We start from the raw sequence: 3,412 nt of genomic DNA on the forward strand, positions 1-3,412 counted from the left end.
GCTACGCGCCAACAGCTGACCTTGCCGACTAGGCCGGAAGCGGACCTTCGCCAAGCAAGGTCCCCTAGGTTCGCTATCGACCGATTGTGTTGAAAAAGGCCGGCGACACTCCAACACGCGCAAAATGGGTGCTCTCGGCGAAATCCCGCCTCAACGAAATCAATGATTTAGGATTTTCGGGCGGTGCCAATCTGGCCTGAAATTTCCGACTGCGGCCGGCCCTCGGCCTTTTTCAACACAATCGACCCATTGCTGCCGTTCGCTGCTGTCGGATTGCCGGCGGACTTCGCGACTGTTAGAAGTCGATAGTAGAATTTTATAATTCCGCACTCTTGCAGATTTAAATTCGAATTTCGTTTTTAATCCGCAAATTTGATGAGTCAGGGGAATTGGATTATAAATTAATAATTCCTCGTTCTTGATGATATAAGAGGGAATTCCCTATATAAGGCCTCAAGAGTGACGAGTTATGAGATTCACAAATTTCCTCACCGACGAAGCCGCGCTAAATGAGATTGGCGAGCGCATTGCGCGTCTGCGCTTAGAGCGGAATTGGACTCAAGCCGATCTCGCCGAAGCCGCTGGCGTCTCCAAGAGCACGATTGAGCGCCTTGAAAATGGATCTTCGACGCAGTTGAGCAACTTGTTGCGCGCCCTACGCGCGTTAGGAACGCTTGAGAATCTAGAGCGGACAATCCCGCCAAGCCAACCCAGCCCGATCGAACTCCTCGAACATCAAGGTAGAACGCGCCAGCGTGTCCGCAACTCGCTTGCTGCGACAAGCCTAATCGCAAAGCCTGCTTGGTCCTGGGGCGAGAGCTAATGCCGACGGTCGCAGAGGTTCGCCTCTGGGGAAGTCGAATTGGCGCCGTGTCGCTCCTTGATGGAGAAGGGGTCGCGAGCTTCCAGTATGATCGCCCGTTCCTGACGAGCGGCATCGAAGTCGCGCCTTTGATGATGCCGTTGGGGCCTCAGGTGTTCAGTTTTCCGTCACTGCCAAGGGAGAGCTTTCACGGGCTACCCGGCTTGCTCGCCGATGTCCTGCCGGATCGCTACGGCAACGCGCTCATTGACGCCTGGCTGGCGACGCAAGGACGCACCCCCGAGAGCTTCAACGCCGTCGAAAGGCTCAGCTACACCGGCGCGCGCGGTATGGGCGCTCTCGAATTCACGCCAGCGCTCGGACCACGGCCCCGCAAGGCGACCCGGATCAAGATCGACGCGCTCGTGGAACTGGCCTCGGAGGTGTTGGCCAATCGCAACAACCTGCAAGCTTCCTTCGCAGACGAGCACAAGGCCGAGGCCCTGCGCGACATCCTGCGCGTTGGCACGTCCGCGGGCGGCGCCCGCGCAAAGGCGGTGATCGCCTGGAACCCAGCAACAAACGAAGTGCGATCGGGCCAGGTGAAAGCCGACCCGGGCTTTGAATATTGGCTCCTCAAGTTCGATGGCGTGGAAAACAACAAAGATCGCGAGCTGGCCGACCCGGAAGGCTACAGCGCTGTGGAGTACGCCTATTCGCTGATGGCGAGAGCGGCCGGTATCCAAGTGCCGCAAACGCGGCTCATGGAAGAAGGCGGCCGCAGGCACTTCATGACCCGCCGCTTCGATCGGCTGGACGGTGGCGACAAACTGCATGTGCAGTCACTTGCCGCCCTTGCTCACTTCGATTTCAAGAACGCCGACGCCTATTCCTACGAACAAGCGATGCTCGTCATGCGGCAGCTCGACTTGCCCATGGCCCAGCTCGAAGAGCAGTTCCGCCGCATGGCCTTCAACATCGTGGCGCGCAATCAGGACGACCATGTCAAGAACATCGCCTATCTGATGGATAAGTCCGGGGTCTGGTCGCTGTCGCCGGCCTTCGACATCACTTGGTCCTATAACCCAAAGGGCAAGTGGACGTCACGCCATCAGATGGCGATGAACGGCAAGCGCGACGGCTTCGAACGTCGCGACTTCGACGCCTTCGCCGAAACTACATCCCTCAGTCGTTCTCGGGCGCGGGACATTCTCGACGAGGTCATCGCTACCGTCGCGAACTGGCCAAGCTATGCCGACGAGGCGAAGGTCGGAGAACATTGGACCCCGCAAATCCAAGCCTCGCTTCGGCTATTCGGCAGGTAGAACCCGACGGGCAGAAAAAACGCGCCAGGCACTAGGCGCGGACGTCGACGACTTCACACCCTTGTCCGCCTCGTTCTACAGGTTGGTGAGGGCATAGCCGCCCAGGGTTTCCAGTCCGTTCGCTCAGCGCCACACCCAGACTCTAATCCGATGCCGAAAAGCGGACAAAGCAGCAAGTGCCCCCTGCCGAGCGTTCGCGCCTCGCTCTCGCTATGACGTATATCGGGATCTGATGGATCTGCGCGGCAGCCCCTAAGGGGAAGATTTTAGCATCACGGTCGCGTTGAGCGTCGACAGGCCAATGGGCGTGGCGTCAATGAACGAGATCATCCCAGGGACTCCATCGTTTTCGAAGTCGTACGATGTGTAGTTCTGACCTGCCTCGCTCCAACGCTTCAGGAGCTTCGCTTGGAGAAGTTTCGACACGTAGTCGGATGTGACTGGGCCGTTGCTGGGCTCTGAAACCACTGTACAGAACGGAAACCCGCCGTCTTCCTCGGCCAAACGGCCAGCATTCACGACGTAGCCCTTGCCGTTCTCCTTGAAGACCCAGGTCTTCCATTTGGCACCGGCCTGAACCGGGGCGATGGACTTCAGCATGTCCGCGTCGGTGACCTCTTTCCATCTAGCGACTCTAGCGTGGGATTCGATGGTCGGCATCGCCTGTCCGCTAAGGACGCAAACCCCCATAAGAGTTTGCACGAAGATCAGATCCACCTCCGCCGGAGGAGCGGCGGATATCGGCACCTCACCATTGGGAGCGCTCTCAATGCCGGCGCTCTGGACTACGCGGGACTGCACGACCTCTTCGTCCTGAGATCGGATTTCACAGCCGACTAGGCCGAGGCTCGCGGTGACAGCAGCAAAACTCATAATCCACTTCATCGGCCTGACTTTGCAGGGCAAGGATCGCTTCCGTCTGCGGAGCTTCGTCCGGGGGGGCGAACCGGCGTAGCGCTGGACCCGGCCTGAGAGCGGACGTTCCCAACGTCCGAAACGAGCCCGACCCGGACGTTCAGCCCCCCTCACACCCCCGTGGTCGGCCCGATGCCCTGCCCGTCTTCGGGAAAACTGACCAGCTTCCCGGCCTCTTCGCTTTCCTGCATGCGCCGGATCAGGGCGTCGGCACGGGCCACCAGGTCGCGGGTGCGGGCTTCCAGGTCCTGCATCGGCGTCGGGCTGGCCGGGAGGTCCATGGTGGGCTGGTAGGCGTCGATCTCGTGCAGCAGGCGCCGGAACTCCGCGGCGTCCTCGGAGCCGGGCGCGGGGGCGTTTCGAGATAGGC

4 protein-coding genes are annotated in these 3,412 nt (G+C 59.9%); 2 read left to right on the forward strand and 2 right to left on the reverse strand.

What is annotated here, in order from left to right; genetic code table 11:
• The first annotated feature begins 469 nt into the window (after positions 1-469).
• Positions 470-823 (forward strand): helix-turn-helix transcriptional regulator, encoded by a 354-nt coding sequence (locus KAY22_RS26410; RefSeq protein ID WP_293494003.1) that lies wholly within the window; start codon positions 470-472, stop codon positions 821-823.
• Positions 823-2,127, forward strand: a complete 1,305-nt coding sequence (locus tag KAY22_RS26415; protein ID WP_293494000.1) for a HipA domain-containing protein — start codon at positions 823-825, stop codon at positions 2,125-2,127. The genes KAY22_RS26410 and KAY22_RS26415 overlap by 1 nt, the downstream gene beginning before the upstream one ends.
• Positions 2,128-2,379: 252 nt before the next feature.
• Here KAY22_RS26415 and KAY22_RS26420 read toward each other — a convergent pair whose 3' ends face one another.
• A complete protein-coding gene (locus KAY22_RS26420; protein ID WP_296626056.1) occupies positions 2,380-3,012 on the reverse strand; it encodes a hypothetical protein in 633 nt (210 codons plus the stop codon).
• A 140-nt stretch (positions 3,013-3,152) separates the two neighbouring features.
• Positions 3,153-3,412, reverse strand: a 260-nt coding sequence (locus KAY22_RS26425; RefSeq protein WP_296626057.1) for a hypothetical protein, incomplete at its 5' end; no start/stop codon positions are given.

Source organism: Rhizorhabdus sp. (genome assembly GCF_018006725.1).
Lineage (GTDB): Bacteria > Pseudomonadota > Alphaproteobacteria > Sphingomonadales > Sphingomonadaceae > Rhizorhabdus.